Raw genomic sequence first — 14,924 nt, 5'->3', positions numbered from 1 at the left:
GCTGACTGCCGATGGATCAATCGCTGATCAACCGCATTGTCGAGGGTGCCCTGCTGGCTTCCAGCCAGCCGCTCACCCTGGCCCAGCTGAAGGACCTGTTCCCGGAAGAGGAACCGGCACCGCCGGGCAGCATCGAACGTGCGCTGGAACGCCTGCGCGAGGCCTGCGAAGGCCGCGGCGTGGAACTGGTCGAGGTCGCCTCCGGCTTCCGCTACCAGGTCACCGGCGAAGTGCATGGCTGGATCAGCCGGCTGTGGACCGAACGCAAGACCCGCTACACCCGTGCCACCCTGGAAACCCTGGCGCTGATCGCCTACCGGCAACCGATCACCCGCGGCGAGATCGAACAGGTGCGCGGCGTGGCGGTCAGCAGCAACATCATCCAGGCGCTGGAAGAACGCGAGTGGATCCGCGTGGTCGGCCACCGCGACGTGCCCGGCAAACCGGCGCTGTTCGGCACCACCAAGGGCTTCCTGGACTACTTCGGGCTGAAGCGGCTGGACGAACTGCCGCCGCTGTCGGAGCTGAAGGACCTGGGCGAGCTGGAACCGCAGCTTGCCCTGGACCGCGATGCGCCGGCCGTCGCCGGTGCCGAGGGTCCGGACATCTCGGCCGGCGCCGATGGCGCTGCCGCGAACGATGATGCCGGCCTGGCCGGCAGTGACACCCCCGATTCCGCCGATGCAGCCCCTGCGTCGGCCACCGATGAGCAAGCACCTTCGCCCCTCGATGATGGGCACCCCGATTCCGCGCCGGGCGAGCGCGCGGTGCCCCTGAACGAACGCGAAGACAACGCCGTCGCGATGACGACCGTGGCTGTTGACCAAGCCGATTCCGAACCAGAGGCCGACCTCGAAACCGTCGGCCGGAGCAAAACTGATGAGTGACACCCCCCGTAACAAGCTCTCGCTGAAGCGCGAAGCCACCTCCGAACAGTTCAAGCTGGAAGAACGCCTGCACAAGGTGCTCGCCCAGGCCGGCCTCGGCTCGCGCCGCGCGCTGGAACAGCGCATCGCCGAAGGCCTGGTCAAGGTCAACGGTGAAGTCGCGCAGACCGGCATGTCGGTCAAGAGCGGCGACAAGATCGAACTGGATGGCCGCGGCTTCGTCGCCACCGCCCTGGCCGAGCCGTCGCGCGTGCTGGTCTACAACAAGCCGGAAGGCGAAGTGACCACCCGCGATGATCCGGAAGGCCGCCCGACCGTGTTCGAGTCGCTGCCGCCGCTGAAGGGCGCGCGCTGGATCGCCATCGGCCGCCTGGACATCAACACCACCGGCCTGCTGCTGGCCACCACCGACGGTGAGCTGGCCAACGCCATGATGCACCCGTCGTTCGAGGTCGAGCGCGAGTACGTGGTGCGCGTGCGTGCGCCGGAAGGCGAGGAAAAGGTCTCTGACGCCATCGTCGACCGCCTCACCCGTGGCGTCGCGCTGGAAGACGGCCCGGCCAAGTTCGATGAGATCGAACGCATCGGCGGCACCGATTCGCACGACTGGTTCCGCGTCGTGGTGAAGGAAGGCCGCAACCGCGAAGTGCGCCGGCTGTGGGAGTCGCAGGGCTGCCAGGTCAGCCGCCTGAAGCGCACCCGCTATGGCAAGGTGAGCCTGCCGCGCGAACTGGCCCGTGGCCATTCGGTGGAACTGGGCACCACGCAGGTTGAAGCCCTGCGCGCCCAGCTGAAGCTGGAAGAAGGCGCACCGTCGGCACTGACGCTGCAGCCGGTGATCGGCCAGCGCCGCGCGGCCAAGACCACCGTGCGCGTGCGCGAAGGTGGCCGTGGCAACGCCTACGTCAACGGCCACAACACCGCCGACGAAGGCCGCGAGCTGCGTCGTTTCGACAACGTCCGCGAAGACCGCGGCCGTGGTCGCGGCGGCAAGGGTGGCGGCTTCAAGGGCGGCCTGACGGTCAGCGGTGAAGCGGCAGCCAAGCAGTCGCAGAAGCCGTTCAAGCAGCGTGCGCCGAAGAATGATCGTTCGCTGCCGGAAGGCAATCCGGCCGCGTTCCGCACCTGGTACGTGCCGGATGGCGTGAGCACCGGCCCGAGCGGCCATCGCAACGCCGGCCCGGGCGCACGCGGCCCCGGTGCCCGTGGTCCGGGTGCAGGCGGCCAGGGCCGTCCGTACGGCAAGCCGAAGGGCCCGGGCGCAGGCGCCGGTGGCGGCCAGGGCCGTGGCGGTTTCGGCGGCGAAGGCCGTGGCGGCGCAGGCGGCCAGGGTCGTCCGGCCGGTGGCGGCAACCGCTCGCCGGGCCAGGGCAACAAGCACCCGTACGGCCATCCGGGCAACGCCCCGAGCTTCCCGTCCGACCACGCCACCCCGGGCTTCAACCCGTATGGCAGCCCGAAGCCGGCACACGGCGCCCGTCCGGGCGGTCGCGGTCCGGGCGGTGGCAACAACCGTGGCCCGGGTGGTAACCGTGGTCCCGGTGGTCCGGGTGGCAACCGAGGCCCGGGCGGCCCCGGTGGCAACCGCGGTCCCGGCGGCCCGCGCCGCAGCGGCCCGCGCGGCGGCTGATCGGCAGCCACGTTGAAATGCAGAACCCCGGCTCCGGCCGGGGTTTTTCTTTGAAAAGGGGACGGAGGGGATTAAGTCGTTTTCGCCACGCCGTGCGTCGAAGGGCGAAAGCGACTTAATCCCCTCCGTCCCCTTTTGCGTGGCGCTGGAAAGCGGCGGGCGTGGTGCCGGTCATGCTGCGGAAAAAGGCGATGAACGGACTCTCGGCGGAAAAACCAGTGTCCTGCGCAACGTGCCCGATGCGATGGCCAAGCAGCAGCAGCTCCATGGCGCGCATCAGGCGCCATTGCTGGCGCCAGGCCTGGTAGCCCATGCCGGTGTCGCGTTGCATCAACCGGCCGACCGTGCGCATGCTCAGGCCCGCACGCGCAGCGAGCTCACCCAGTTCAGGCGGCAGCTGCTCGGCCGGCGGCAGGCAGCGCGCGATGCGTGGATCGCGTGGCAGCGGCAGGTCCATCGGCGCCATCGGTGCGGCGGCGATCTCCAGCACGCACAACGCCAATTGATGGTGCGCGCGTGGCGCCCGCCAGTCATGGTCGAACGGCGCCTGCGCGATCGGTTCCAGCAATGCCTGCAGCAGGGGACCGACGCCGATGATCGCCGGCTGCTGCGGCAGCCGTGCCGACAACGTGGCATCGAAATACAGCGAGCGGTAGTCCACGGCCTGGCGCATCTGTGCGCGATGGCGCAGGCCGCCGGGAATCCATGCCGCGCGCGAGGGCGGCAGCAGGCTGATGCGGTCGCCGAAGGTCAGCCGCGTGCAGCCCCGCCGGGTGTACAGCAACTGCGCGCGCGCGTGCTGGTGCCAACCCGAATCATGATCGGCCAGCGACGACGCGATGCCCAGCACCGGTGCGCTCCAGGCATCCGCATCGAAGTGCGCATCCGGTTGCAGCCACGCCATGTCCGATTTCATCCATTTCCTGGCCGGACCGACAGAGTGCGCCACTACGCCGGCCACCACAATACGCGGCCCTGTTTGCGGAGCACCCGCATGTCGCGTCGCCTGTTGTTGCTCACCATCGCGCTGCTGATGTTCCCCCAGTTGGCGCAGACCCTGTACAGCCCGGCCCTGGCCGACCTCGCCGGGCGCTTCGCACTGCCCCCCGGCGCCGCCAGCCAGGCCATGAGCCTGTACCTGTTCGGTTTTGCCGCCGGTGTCCTGCTATGGGGGCGGCTGGCCGACCATGTCGGTCGTCGCCCTGCCCTGCTCTGCGGCCTGGCCGTGTTCGTACTGGCCGCCTGCGGCGGCCTGCTGGCCAGCACGTTCGGCCAGGTCCTGCTGGCGCAGGCACTGGCCGCACTGGGTGCGGCGGCGGCCTCGGTGGTAACCCAGACCGTACTGCGCGATCACCTGAAGGGTCCGGCGTTGGCGCAGGCGTTCTCGTGGATCGGCATGGCGCTGGCCTTGAGCCCGGCGATCGGGCTGGCACTGGGTGTGCTGCTGGTGGACAGCCATGGCTATGCCGGCGTCCAGGCCGGCCTGCTGCTGATGGTCAGCCTGCTGATGCTCGGATGCGCAACGGGCCTGCGAGAGAGCCGCCCTGCGGAAGTCGCGCACACTCCCATGCTGCCACTGTTGTGGCAACTGCTGCGTGATCGCTGGATGTGGTCACGGGCGCTGCTGGTGATGGCGTTCAACGTGGCGATGTACAGCTGGTACGCGCTGGGCCCGTTCGTGTTCGAACGCCTGCACTGGCCGCTGGCTTGGTTCGGTGCCAGCGGCGCGCTGCTGGCGCTCGGCTCGGCGCTGGGTGCATGGGGCAATGCTCGCCTGCTGCGCGCAGGCGTTGCCTCTGCCACGCGCATCCGGCTCGCCGCAGGGCTGGTGCTGGCCGGTGGGCTGTTGGCTGCCTTGCTGCACAATCAGCCGGCACTGGTCGCGGCGATGGTACCGGTGGTGGCCGGGTTCGGCCTGGCCATTCCCAATGTGCTGGGCCAGGCCCTGCGCGGATACCCGCACTGCCTGGGCAGCGCCGGCGCCCTGTTCGGCCTGCTCTACTACCTGTTGATCGGCGTGGCGATGGCCGTGGTCGGCGCACTGCAACTGCTGGCGCCGACACTCATCGTGTGCGGCCTGCTTGCCCTGTGGCTGCAGCGGCCGGCACGGCTCAGCGCCGGCTGATGGTGAAGGCGGCGCCGTCCACGCCCAGATCCCAGCCCTTGCCGGTGCCGGACAGGGCCAGCGAGATGTCGCCCTTGGTCATCACCTGCGCGTTGCTGGACTTCACGGCACCCGCATGCGCGCCAACCGAGGCGTAGGTGCCCAGCAGCTCGTTGACGCTGACGGCGCCGGTGAAGCTGCCACGGCCATTGGTGATCTTCGACTTGCCCACGGTCAGGCCGCCGCCCTTCACTTCGATACGCACCGGCAGGCTGGTGCCGTTGCTGCAGCTGACCGTGCCGTTGCCGGAAGCGGTCTTGTAGATCAGTGACCAGCCGGACAGGTTGTAGCGCAGCTGGCAATCGAGGTTGCCGGCGGCGTGCGCGGCCGGGGCCAGCGTGGCAGCGGACAGGGCCAGCAGCAGGGCGAAGGGCTTGTTCATGGCAGGACTTCCAGTTCGGTCGGACTGCCGGCGAATCTAGCAGCGCGCGCGTGCACGCTGGATGCAGGCGCGCGCGCTGCGTGGCAGGCATTCAGCCGCCGTCGTGCTGTTTCAGGCCTGCTCGTCCAGGTGGAAGGCATCAGCATCGAGCATCGCCGGGAAACGCGCGCGATGTGCAGCCAGTGCTTCGGCCGAAATGGTGGTGGTCACCACCTGTTCGCGTTCGCGGATCTCCACCTGCGGCTGGCCGAGGAAGTCGATCACCGCGCTGTCGCCGGCGTAGTGCAGCTGGTTGCCGTCCACGCCGACGCGGTTCACCGCCGCCACGAAGCACAGGTTCTCGATCGCACGCGCACGCAGCAGGGTCTTCCATGCATAGGCGCGCGCCGACGGCCAGTTGGCGACGAAGATCTGCAGGTCGAAATCCAGCTGCTGCGGGCGTTCGACGTTGTAGCGGTTGCGGCAGAACACCGGGAAGCGCAGGTCGTAGCAGACCTGCGGATTGATCCGCCAGCCCTTCCATTCCACGCTCAGGCGCTCACGGCCGGCGGCATAGCGCTCGTGCTCACCGCCGTAACGGAACAGGTGCCGCTTGTCGTAGTACTGCAGGCCGCCCTCTGGCGTTGCGAACAGCAGGCGGTTGTAGACGCCGTTGCCCTCGCGCAGCTGCACGCTGCCGATCACTGCCGCGTTCAAGACCTTGGCCTGTTCGCGCACCCAGGCCACGGTCGGCCCGTCCATGCCTTCGGCCTGGGCGATGGCGTCGTTGGAGAAGCCACTGGTGAAGGTCTCCGGCAGGATCACCAGGTCGGTGCTGCCCGCCAGTGGTGCCAGCAACGCACCGTAGTAGGCGCGGTTGCCGGCCGGGTCATGCCAGCGGGTGTCGCCCTGGACGAGGGAAATGCGCAGGTCATTCATTGTCATGGATTCACTGATGTTGAAGAAGCAGTAGGTGGCAATGACGCGATCATGGAATTCGACATCACCCTTCGCTTTCGATGAACCGGCGCAACTGCGCCCTGAGCGAGCTTGCAGCCGGAGCTGCCCGCTCCAACCCCAAGTGAGCCAGCGCCAACGCCTGCTCCTTACGCCGCAGATTGGCCGCCACACGCGCGAGGGTGAGCAGCTCAATGGCCCGAGCTCGCTCAAGATTTGCCCCGTCCAACATGACCTGATAGTCGTCCGGGAAAGCCTGGTGAGCCGCGAAAAAGTGGCTACCGGCGCTCTCCCATGCGGAACAAAGCGCTTTCACTGAGGTGGTGCTCTCCTGCTCAGAAGCCCCATAGACCCAGCCACCGCCTGTACTTGCACCGTCCCCGGCAAGCCGCTCTCTGAAAACACAGCCGGATTCGTCAATCGTCGCTGGCGAATACTCACCGCCACCGTGCTGAGGCAAGAAATCCAGATGCGCCCCCATCTCCAAATAGCACCACTGCCCGCTGGAACCGGCCTGACATTCGACTACATGAATCAGCGGAGTGCGAATCCTGCGGAAGGTCAGCCCTTTGCGAACGAATCCCTCCTGCAGCAGACGCGGAAAGAACTCCGACTCAAGCAGCTCGAAGAATCTCTTCCGATCCGAACCCGGCCCCACTGACATCACAGCAGGCGCAGGCGTTCGATCGCCGCGTCCATGGTCGCTTCGTTCTTGGCAAAGCACAGGCGCACCAGGCGCTGGCCGGCCGGCGGAGTCTCATAGAACGGCGACAGCGGAATGGCGGTGACGCCCTTCTCGATGGTCAGCCACTTCACGAACTCATGGTCCGGCAGGTCGCTGATCGCCGAATAGTCGACCAGCTGGAAGTAGCCGCCCGGCACCGGCAGCGCCTTCAGGCGGGTACCGGCCAGCTGCTCACGGAAGCGGTCGCGCTTGGCCTGGTAGAACGCGCCCAGTTCCAGGTGGTGTTCGGGTTCGTCGCGGATCATCGCGGCGAAGCCATGCTGCGCCGGGCCGAAGCTGGTGAAGGTGTTGTACTGGTGCACCTTGCGGAACTCGGCGGTCAGCGCCGGCGGGGCGATCGCATAGCCGATCTTCCAGCCGGTGCAGTGGTAGGTCTTGCCGAAGCTGGAGATGACGAACGCGCGCTCGCGCAGTTCCGGGTAGCGCAGCGCCGATTCATGGCGACGGCCGTCGTAGATGATGTGTTCGTACACCTCATCGGAGATCAGGTAGATCTGCGTGCCGCGCAGCAGTTCGGCCAGCGCCTGCATGTCCTGCGCCGACAGCATCGCACCGGACGGATTGTGCGGGGTGTTGACGATCAGCATGCGGGTGCGCGGGGTGATCGCTGCGCGCACGCGGTCCCAATTGACCGCGAACGTCTGCGGATCGAGCGACACATGTACGGCCCTGGCACCGGCCAGGTCGATCGCCGGTTCGTAGCAGTCATACGCCGGGTCCAGCACGATCACTTCCTCGCCGGCACGCACCACGGCGTGGATGGCGTTGAAGATGGCCTCGGTGCCACCGCTGGTGACGGTGATCTCGCTGTCCGCATCGACCTGCGCGCCGTAGCAGTCCAGCACCTTCTGTGCGATGGCCTGGCGCAGCGGCGCCACGCCGGTCATCGGCGGGTACTGGTTCAGCCCGGCGGCCATCGCCCTGGCGGTCTCGTCGATCAGGCGCTGCGGCGCCGAAAAGTCCGGGAAACCCTGGCCCAGGTTGACCGCGCCGTGTTCGGCGGCGAGCTGGGACATCACAGTGAAGATCGTGGTACCGACCTTGGGCAGCTTGGTGGTGGGTTGCATCGGCCTGGGCTGTGGGGGAACAGACCTGCGAGTTTACGCAATCCGCGCGTCGGTAGTGCCGGCCGCCGGCCGGCAACCTCGGCTGGCAGATAGCGAAATTGCTGGCCAGCGGCCGGCACTGCCATCGGCATTCACCGCTACAATTGCCGCCGCACTCCGGCATGAAGACCTTTGCCCCTTGAACACCCCTGCATTGCTGGCTGCCAGCGGCCTGAGCTTCTCCCGCAATGACGAGCCGGTGTTCGGCCCGCTGGACTTCCATGTGGACGCCGGCGAAGCCCTGCTGGTGCAGGGCGGCAATGGCGCCGGCAAGACCACCCTGCTGCGCGTGCTGGCCGGCCTGGCCCGGCCCGGTGCCGGCCAGGTGCGGATCGACGGCAAGCCGGCCAGCAATGCCGAGCGCGCGCGCTATGTCGCCTACCTCAGCCACCTGCCAGCGCTGAAACCGGACCTCGGCACGCTGGAAAACCTGCATTTCCTGTGCGGCCTGCACGGACGGCGTGCGCGGCAGATGCCCGGCAACGCGCTGGCCATCGTCGGCCTGGCCGGTTATGAGGACACCCTGGTACGGCATCTGTCGGCCGGACAGAAGCGGCGGCTGGCACTGGCGCGCATCTGGCTGTCGCCGGCACCGTTGTGGCTGCTGGACGAACCCTATGCCAACCTCGACCTGGAGGGCATCACCCTGGTCAACCGGATGATCTCGGCGCACCTGCGCGCCGGTGGCGCTGCGCTGGTCACCACCCACGGTGCCTATGCCGCACCGCCGGTGCGCACCCGCCAGCTCGACCTCGGCGGTGCCGCGTGATCGCGCCGGGCACCGAACCGGGCCTGTGGCAGACCGCAGGCGCCCTGCTCAGGCGCGACCTGCGCCTGCTCTGGCGCCGCCGCGGCGATGCGCTGCAACCGCTGCTGTTCGCGGTGCTGGTAGTGGTGCTGTTCGCCCTGGCCCAGGGCCGCGAACCACAGCTGTTGGCCGCCACCGCCGGTGCAGTGCTGTGGCTGGCCGTGCTGCTGGCCGGACAGCTGTCGCTGGATTCGCTGTTCCGTTCCGACGCAGAGGATGGCTCGCTGGAACAATGGCTGCTGGCGCCGGTGCCGCTGGCCTGGCTGGTGCTGGTGCGCGTGCTGCTGCATTGGGCCACCACTGCGCTGCCGCTGATCGTGGTCAGCCCGCTGCTGGCCGAAATGCTGCATCTGCCGCATGACCAGCTGCCGATGTTGCTGGCATCGTTGCTGCTGGGCACGCCGTTGCTGAGCCTGATCGGTGGCGTGGTCGCCGCGCTGACCGTAGGCATCCGACGCTCTGGTATTCTCGTGGCGCTGCTGTCGTTGCCGCTGTACGTGCCGGTGCTGGTGTTCGGCGCAGGCAGCCTGGCGGCAGCCGGACGCGGACAGGATCCGGTCGGTGCGCTGCTGATGCTGGGCGCCGGCCTGCTGGTCGCGCTGGTGCTGGCGCCGCTGGCCACTGCCGCTGCAATACGTATTTCTCTGAGTTGACCGAGCTGAGAGCCAATCCACCCCTGCTGGATAGCCGCCACGCATGAATCCGATTGTCCGCTGGTTCCACCAACTCGGTTCGCCCCCCACGTTCGACCGTTTCGCTGCCCGCTGGTCGCGGGTGTTCTACCTCGCGGCGGTGCCGGTGCTGCTGGTCGGCATGTGGCAGGCGCTGCTGGTGGTGCCACCGGAAGCCAAGCAGCTGGATAGCTTCCGCATCCTCTACATCCACGTACCCAGTGCCTGGATGAGCCTGTTCGTCTTCGCGCTGATGGCGCTGTATGCGGCCATCGCACTGGTCTGGCGGATCAAGGTCTGCGAGATCCTGGCCATGGCCTGCGCGCCGATGGGCGCCGGCTTCACCCTGATCACCCTGTTGACCGGCAGCATCTGGGGCAAGGGCACCTGGGGCACCTGGTGGGACTGGGACCCGCGCATGACCAGCGAACTGGTACTGCTGTTCCTGTACCTGGGCGTGATCGGCCTGTACCACGCCATCGAGGACCGCCGCAGCGCCGCGCGCGCCGCTGGCCTGCTGGCCATTGTCGGTGTCAGCCTGCTGCCGGTGATCCGCTACTCGGTGGACTGGTGGGGCGGCCTGCACCAGCGCCAGTCGATCAACGTATTCGGTGAATCGGCGATCAGCAGCGCGATGATCGCGCCGCTGTGGTGGATGGTGATCGGCACCAAGTTCTGGTTCGCCGGTTCGGTGCTGGCCAAGGCCCGCGCCGACAATCTCGACCGCGAGGCCGGCAAGGCCTGGGTCGGCGGCCGCGTCGATGCCGGACGCCCGGCCCGGGAGGCCCAGCCATGACCCACCTGCCCTATGTGATCGGTGCCTACGCGGTGTTCGTGCTGGTGCTCGGCGCCGATGCCATCGGTTCGTGGCTGCGCCTGCGCATGGCGCGCCGGCTGGCACTGGCCCGCCAGCAGCGCCAGCAGACCCGCGCCGGCAGGCAGGACGCAGCGACGCCGTTGTCGACGGAGCTGGAACGATGACCCCGGTACAGCGCCGCCGCCTGGTGTGGGTGCTGCTGGCCCTGCTCGCCTCCGGCCTGGCCACCGCACTGGTGGCGATGGCACTGGAGCGCAACATCGCCTACCTGTACACGCCCTCGGAAGTGCTGCGCGGCGATGTCGATGCACAGTCGCGCTTCCGCCTCGGTGGCATGGTGGTGAAAGGTTCCTTCAACCGACCGGTCGGCTCGCTGGAGGCGCGCTTCGAGGTGACCGACGGCGACGCGCAGCTGGCGGTGACCACGTCGCGGATCCTGCCGGACATGTTCGCCGAAGGCACGGCGGTGGTCGCCAGCGGCCGCCTGCAGGACGGCACCTTCGTCGCCGACGAGGTGCTAGCCAAGCACGATGAGAAGTACGTGCCGAAGGAAGTGGCCGACAAGATGGGCGACGCCCATCGCAAGCACGACGTGCCGGTGACGGCACCCGAGGTGCGCTGAGTGCTGCCCGAACTGGGTCAGATCCTGCTGCTGTGCGCGTTGCTGGCCTCGCTGCTGCAGGCCGGCCTGCCGCTGGTCGGTGCGCAGCGCAACAATACGGCGTGGATGGCGGTGGCACGACCTGCCGCGTTCGCGCAGCTGCTGCTGGTCGCCGGCGCGTTCGCGGTACTGACCGCCGCGTTCGTGCAGCAGGACTTCTCGGTGCGCTACGTGGCCGAGAACTCCAATTCGCTGCTGCCGATGGTCTACCGCTACTCGGCGGTCTGGGGCGCGCACGAGGGCTCGCTGCTGATGTGGGCGCTGGTGCTGGCGCTGTGGACCGGCGCGGTGGCGCTGTTCTCGCGGCACTTGCCGGCACCGGTGCAGGCGCGCGTGCTGGCGGTGATGGGCGTGGTCAGCGTCGGCTTCCTCGCCTTCCTGATCTTCACCTCCAACCCGTTCCTGCGCCTGAACCCGGCACCGCTGGAAGGCCGCGACCTCAATCCGCTGCTGCAGGACCCGGGGCTGATCATCCATCCGCCCATGCTGTACCTGGGCTATGTCGGCTTCGCGGTGCCGTTCGCCTTCGCGGTTGCCGCACTGCTGGAAGGCCGCGTGGACGCACGCTGGCTGCGCTGGACGCGGCCATGGACCAACGTCGCCTGGGGCTTCCTGACCCTGGGCATCGCGCTGGGCAGCTGGTGGGCCTATTACGAGCTGGGCTGGGGCGGCTGGTGGTTCTGGGACCCGGTGGAGAACGCCAGCTTCATGCCGTGGCTGGTCGGTGCGGCATTGATCCATTCGCAGGCCGTCACTGAAAAGCGCGGCACCTTCGGCAGCTGGACCCTGCTGCTGGCGATCGCCGCCTTCGCGCTGTCGCTGCTGGGCACGTTCCTGGTGCGCTCCGGCGTGCTGACCAGCGTGCATTCGTTCGCCGCCGATCCCTCGCGCGGCTTGTTCATCCTGGTGTTCCTGTCGGTGCTGGTCGGTGGCAGCCTGCTGCTGTACGCGCTGCGTGCCAGCCAGCTGAGCGTGGACGCCGAGGACCCACGCCGTGGCTTCACCGCCACCTCGCGCGAGACCCTGCTGCTGGCCAACAACCTGCTGCTGGCCACCGCCTGCGCGATGGTACTGCTCGGCACGCTGTACCCGCTGCTGGCCGATGCGCTGTCGCTGGGCAAGATCTCGGTCGGCCCGCCCTACTTCGGCAGCCTGTTCCTGCTGCTGATGGCGCCGATGATCCTGCTGCTGCCGTTCGGCCCGCTGGTGAAATGGCAGCGTGACCAGCCCTCGCGCGCCTTCGCGCTGCTGGCACCGTGGCTGGGCCTGGCGCTGCTGCTGGGCGCGCTGGCCTGGTGGCAGGCGCCGCAGAACGGGTGGAAGGCCGGCATCGGCGTGGCCGCTGCGGCCTGGGTCGCGCTCGGCACCGCACGCTTCGTCTGGCAGCGCCTGCGCGGCAATGGTCGCTTCACCGCCGAAATGCTCGGCATGATCGTCGCCCACGCCGGCATTGCCGTGTTCGTGGCCGGCGCGCTGCTGGTGGAGGCGCTGAACGTGCAGCGCGAAGTGGCGCTGGCACCGGGCCAGCAGCTGGTGGTCGGTCGCCACGAAGTGCGCTTCGTAGGCGTGGACCATCGCGAAGGCCCCAACTTCATCGCCGACCGCGGCCACCTGCGCGTGTTCCGCGACGGCCGCGAGCTGGCCCTGCTGCACCCGGAGAAGCGCCAGTACGCCAGCGGCGGCCAGGTGATGACCGAGGCCGGCATCGATGCACGCTTCAATGGTGACGTCTACGTGGCATTGGGCGAGCCGCTGGGCAACAATGCATGGGCGGTCCGGGTGCACATCAAGCCCTACGTGCGCTGGATCTGGCTGGGCGCGCTGTTGATGGCCCTGGGCGGATTCATCACCGCCGCCGATCGCCGTTTCCGTCGTCCGTAGGAGTTCCCATGTCCGAGTCCCCCACCCCGCGTCCCTCCCGCCCGCTGCCGCCGGTAGCCATCGTGATCGGCGTGCTGTTCTTCTTCGGCCTGCTCGGGCTGATGATCTACGGGGTGATGAAATCAGGCGATCCGCAGCGCGACGTACTGCCGTCGGCACTGATCGACAAACCGGCGCCGGCATTCGCGCTGCCGGTGCTGCACGACCCGGAAATGATCGTGCACAGCGACGACCTGCGCGGCGCGCCCTACCTGCTGAACGTGTGGGGCAGCTGGTGCGCGGCCTGCCGCGAAGAACACCCGGTGCTGACCCGCTTCGCGGAAAGCAAGCGTGTGCGCGTGATCGGCTACAACTGGAAGGACGACCCGACCGACGCGCTGCACTGGCTGGAACAGCTGGGCAACCCGTTCATGGTCGTGCTCAGCGATGTCGAGGGCCGCACCGCGATCGACTGGGGCGTGACCGCCGCACCGGAAACCTTCCTGGTCGATGGCAGCGGCATCGTGCGCTGGAAGTACAGCGGTGCGATGACCCAGCGCGTGGTCGACGAGAAGCTGATCCCGGCGCTGCAGAAGATCGAGAAGGCCCAGGGCAGTGCCGGCAACACCCTGCATACGGCGCCCTGAGCCCATGCGCTGGCTGCTGGCGTTGCTGCTCCTGATGCTGCCGCTGGCCGCGCTGGCCCAGCAGCCGCTGCACGATCCGCAGCCGCTGCAGTTCCGCGATGACGCCGAGGAACGCCGCTTCCATGACCTGGCCGCGCAGCTGCGCTGCGTGCAGTGCCAGAACCAGTCGCTGGCCGATTCGAACGCGCAGATCGCCCAGGACCTGCGCCGCGAGGTGCTGCAGCTGATGCAGCAGGGGCACGACGACGCACAGATCAAGCAGTTCCTGGTCGCGCGCTACGGTGAGTTCGTGCTCTATCAACCACCGTTGCAGCCGGGCACCTGGCTGCTGTGGGGCGGCCCCCTGCTGGTGCTCGGCGCCGGTGCACTGGTGGTGCTGGGCATCGTCCGCCGACGTGGACGCACCGTCGGCGCGGCGCCGGCCGGCAAGGCCGATGAAGGAGACGAATGGTGAACCATTGGCTGCCGGTGCTGGCCGGTCTGGTTGCTGCGCTGATGGCAGCACTGGTGCTGTGGCCGTTGCGCCACCACGGCCGTCGCGGTTTCGTGGTCGGCGTGTTCGCACTGGGCGTGGCCGGTGCCTGCCTGTACCTGCTGATCGGTGATCCGCGTGCAGCACAGGTACAGCCGACGCCGTCGGCAGCCACCCTGCGCGATGGCGTGCAGGCCCTGCAGGACGCACTGGAGCGAGACCCGCAGCGGGCTGATGGCTGGGCGCTGCTGGGCCGGTCGCAGGCCGAACTGGGCAACGCCGCAGCCGCGGCGGATGCCTTCGCGAGGGCCGCCGCATTGGCACCGGAAGATCCGGGCGTGCTGGTGGAAGCCGCGCAGGCGCGCGCGCAGGCTGATGCCGGCAAGCAGTTCGATGACACCGCAATGGCCTGGTTGCAGCAGGCGCGCGCACAGGCTCCCGATGCCGAGCGCGCCAGCTGGCTGCTGGGCATCGCCCTGCGCCAGCGCGGAAAGAACGCCGAGGCCGCGGATGTGTGGAGCGGCCTGCTGCCACGACTGGAGCCGGGTGCCGCGCAGGCGCTGCAGGCACAGATCGCCCTCGCGCGCGAGGCCGCTGGCCAGGCGCCCGATGCTGGCGCTGCGGCGCCACCGGCGCTGCTGCAGGTGCGCGTGCAGCTGCCGGCACTGAAGAACGCCGAGTGGCCAGCCAGCACCCAGGTGTTCGTGCTGGCCCGTGCCGTCGGCGGCCCGCCGATGCCGGTGGCCGCTCGCAAGCTGCCGCTGAGCGGATTCCCGGACACGGTCGGGCTGGGCGACGGTGACAGCCCGATGCCGACCGCACCGCTGTCGGCCCATCGCGAAGTGGAAGTGGTGGCACGCATCTCGCGCAGCGGCAGCGCCAACCGCAGCGAGGACGACCTGCAGAGCGTTCCGGTGAAGGTAAGCCTGCCCCACGACGGTGTTGTGGAGCTGCGCTTCCCTTGACCTGTAGAGCCGAGCCGATGCTCGGCTGCCCGGCGCCGGCAACTCAACCGCAGCCGAGCATGGGCTCGGCTCTACAGTAGATCCACGCCATGCGTGGATGCGACGGTCCGGTCCGCGTCCATCCATCCATGGAAACCAGCGTGTCGCCAGCTCCACATGCAGCCCCGCTAGAA

The 14,924-nt window shown here is 68.6% G+C and carries 17 protein-coding genes; 12 read left to right on the top strand and 5 right to left on the bottom strand.

Features of this window, described 5'->3' with window-relative positions; all coding sequences use genetic code 11:
- Window positions 1-11: 11 nt before the first annotated feature.
- Together scpB and AC5P5W_RS07260 are read left to right on the top strand one after the other, a co-directional pair.
- A complete protein-coding gene (gene scpB, locus AC5P5W_RS07265; protein WP_053495349.1) occupies window positions 12-887 on the top strand; it encodes an SMC-Scp complex subunit ScpB in 876 nt (291 codons plus the stop codon).
- Window positions 880-2,517, top strand: coding sequence for a pseudouridine synthase (locus tag AC5P5W_RS07260; RefSeq protein ID WP_197574610.1), 1,638 nt, complete (start codon window positions 880-882; stop codon window positions 2,515-2,517). Before scpB ends, AC5P5W_RS07260 begins: the two co-directional genes overlap by 8 nt.
- Before the next feature lie 115 nt (window positions 2,518-2,632).
- On the opposite strand, the gene AC5P5W_RS07255 is transcribed toward AC5P5W_RS07260, so the two are convergent.
- Window positions 2,633-3,421, bottom strand: a complete 789-nt coding sequence (locus tag AC5P5W_RS07255) for an AraC family transcriptional regulator (protein ID WP_197574609.1) — start codon at window positions 3,419-3,421, stop codon at window positions 2,633-2,635.
- Window positions 3,422-3,511: 90 nt separating this feature from the next.
- On the opposite strand from AC5P5W_RS07255, the gene AC5P5W_RS07250 reads away from it, so the two are divergent.
- A complete protein-coding gene (locus AC5P5W_RS07250; RefSeq protein ID WP_197574608.1) occupies window positions 3,512-4,642 on the top strand; it encodes an MFS transporter in 1,131 nt (376 codons plus the stop codon).
- On the opposite strand, the gene AC5P5W_RS07245 is transcribed toward AC5P5W_RS07250, so the two are convergent.
- The 4 genes from AC5P5W_RS07245 to AC5P5W_RS07230 all read right to left on the bottom strand — a co-directional run bounded on the left by AC5P5W_RS07245 (window position 4,629) and on the right by AC5P5W_RS07230 (window position 7,811).
- Window positions 4,629-5,063: a hypothetical protein gene (locus AC5P5W_RS07245; RefSeq protein WP_014037831.1), complete on the bottom strand. Its 435-nt coding sequence runs from the start codon at window positions 5,061-5,063 to the stop codon at window positions 4,629-4,631. The genes AC5P5W_RS07250 and AC5P5W_RS07245 overlap by 14 nt on opposite strands.
- A gap of 111 nt (window positions 5,064-5,174) precedes the next feature.
- Window positions 5,175-5,981, bottom strand: coding sequence for an amidohydrolase (locus AC5P5W_RS07240; protein WP_111187907.1), 807 nt, complete (start codon window positions 5,979-5,981; stop codon window positions 5,175-5,177).
- Window positions 5,982-6,045: 64 nt separating this feature from the next.
- Window positions 6,046-6,663: a DUF4304 domain-containing protein gene (locus AC5P5W_RS07235; protein WP_111187908.1), complete on the bottom strand. Its 618-nt coding sequence runs from the start codon at window positions 6,661-6,663 to the stop codon at window positions 6,046-6,048.
- The gene (locus AC5P5W_RS07230; protein WP_495220998.1) at window positions 6,663-7,811 is read right to left on the bottom strand and encodes a pyridoxal phosphate-dependent aminotransferase; all 1,149 of its coding nucleotides are present in this window, start codon (window positions 7,809-7,811) and stop codon (window positions 6,663-6,665) included. Before AC5P5W_RS07230 ends, AC5P5W_RS07235 begins: the two co-directional genes overlap by 1 nt.
- Here AC5P5W_RS07230 and ccmA point away from each other — a divergent pair.
- The 9 genes from ccmA to AC5P5W_RS07185 are packed head-to-tail and all read left to right on the top strand — an operon-like array spanning window position 7,765 to window position 14,751.
- Complete coding sequence (ccmA, locus tag AC5P5W_RS07225) at window positions 7,765-8,619, top strand: heme ABC exporter ATP-binding protein CcmA (protein ID WP_414612122.1); 855 nt, start codon at window positions 7,765-7,767, stop codon at window positions 8,617-8,619. The genes AC5P5W_RS07230 and ccmA overlap by 47 nt on opposite strands.
- Entirely contained in the window at window positions 8,616-9,311 is a 696-nt protein-coding gene (gene ccmB / locus AC5P5W_RS07220) for a heme exporter protein CcmB (RefSeq protein ID WP_014647762.1), read from the top strand. Before ccmA ends, ccmB begins: the two co-directional genes overlap by 4 nt.
- Before the next feature lie 43 nt (window positions 9,312-9,354).
- Window positions 9,355-10,125, top strand: coding sequence for a heme ABC transporter permease CcmC (ccmC, locus tag AC5P5W_RS07215; protein ID WP_032960090.1), 771 nt, complete (start codon window positions 9,355-9,357; stop codon window positions 10,123-10,125).
- Window positions 10,122-10,310: a heme exporter protein CcmD gene (gene ccmD / locus AC5P5W_RS07210; protein WP_197574607.1), complete on the top strand. Its 189-nt coding sequence runs from the start codon at window positions 10,122-10,124 to the stop codon at window positions 10,308-10,310. The genes ccmC and ccmD overlap by 4 nt, the downstream gene beginning before the upstream one ends.
- Complete coding sequence (gene ccmE / locus AC5P5W_RS07205; protein ID WP_014647764.1) at window positions 10,307-10,768, top strand: cytochrome c maturation protein CcmE; 462 nt, start codon at window positions 10,307-10,309, stop codon at window positions 10,766-10,768. Before ccmD ends, ccmE begins: the two co-directional genes overlap by 4 nt.
- Entirely contained in the window at window positions 10,769-12,688 is a 1,920-nt protein-coding gene (locus AC5P5W_RS07200; protein WP_197574606.1) for a heme lyase CcmF/NrfE family subunit, read from the top strand.
- An 8-nt stretch (window positions 12,689-12,696) separates the two neighbouring features.
- Window positions 12,697-13,314, top strand: coding sequence for a DsbE family thiol:disulfide interchange protein (locus AC5P5W_RS07195; RefSeq protein WP_014647766.1), 618 nt, complete (start codon window positions 12,697-12,699; stop codon window positions 13,312-13,314).
- Window positions 13,315-13,318: 4 nt separating this feature from the next.
- The gene (locus AC5P5W_RS07190) at window positions 13,319-13,768 is read left to right on the top strand and encodes a cytochrome c-type biogenesis protein (protein WP_005417657.1); all 450 of its coding nucleotides are present in this window, start codon (window positions 13,319-13,321) and stop codon (window positions 13,766-13,768) included.
- Window positions 13,762-14,751 (top strand): tetratricopeptide repeat protein, encoded by a 990-nt coding sequence (locus tag AC5P5W_RS07185; RefSeq protein WP_197574605.1) that lies wholly within the window; start codon window positions 13,762-13,764, stop codon window positions 14,749-14,751. The genes AC5P5W_RS07190 and AC5P5W_RS07185 overlap by 7 nt, the downstream gene beginning before the upstream one ends.
- Window positions 14,752-14,924 lie beyond the last annotated feature (173 nt).

The organism is Stenotrophomonas sp. YJH_SMC_123 (assembly GCF_059368215.1).
This window is presented reverse-complemented; position numbering and strand designations above follow the sequence as displayed.